This window comes from Bacillus sp. SIMBA_074 (assembly GCF_046534555.1).
Lineage (GTDB): Bacteria > Bacillota > Bacilli > Bacillales > Bacillaceae_G > Bacillus_A > Bacillus_A mycoides.
The window spans coordinates 1-399 of record NZ_JAWRYM010000142.1; the positions used below are offsets into that span (position 1 = coordinate 1).

General features: G+C 39.8%; 1 pseudogene. It reads right to left on the reverse strand.

Annotated elements, in window-relative coordinates:
- Positions 1-209 (reverse strand): annotated as a pseudogene (locus SB773_RS30215) (group II intron reverse transcriptase/maturase); the annotation flags it as partial.
- Between the last annotated feature and the right edge of the window lie 190 nt (positions 210-399).

The following is a 399-nucleotide window of genomic DNA, read 5'->3' on the forward strand; positions in this document are numbered from 1 at the left end:
TATGGAATGTAGCTTCTCATAATATGTCCTAACAAATCTGAGTTGACCGCAAGGTTATCGTGAATTTTGGCTCTTCCCTTTACCGTATAGTTGCAGATTGTTTGGGTAAAGTTCATGCACTTCTTGTGTTTCTGGGCATGTATTGGCACGAAGACCATGTCCTGTATTTTGTATAATTTGGGCTGATAACCTTTGTACCGCTCTTTCATTGCCGGGGACATATCACTTGCGATAGCTTGAGTTCTGTGTTCATTCAAGCGATTGTATAAGACTTTCTGAAGACTATAGCTAATCCCAGATAGATTTTTCGTAATGTTGGTGGCACGACAGTAGTAATTTTGAATGCCTATGACAGTTGAATTAAAGTTGTGAACGGTCTCTCGACATGGGTTTTTTTGG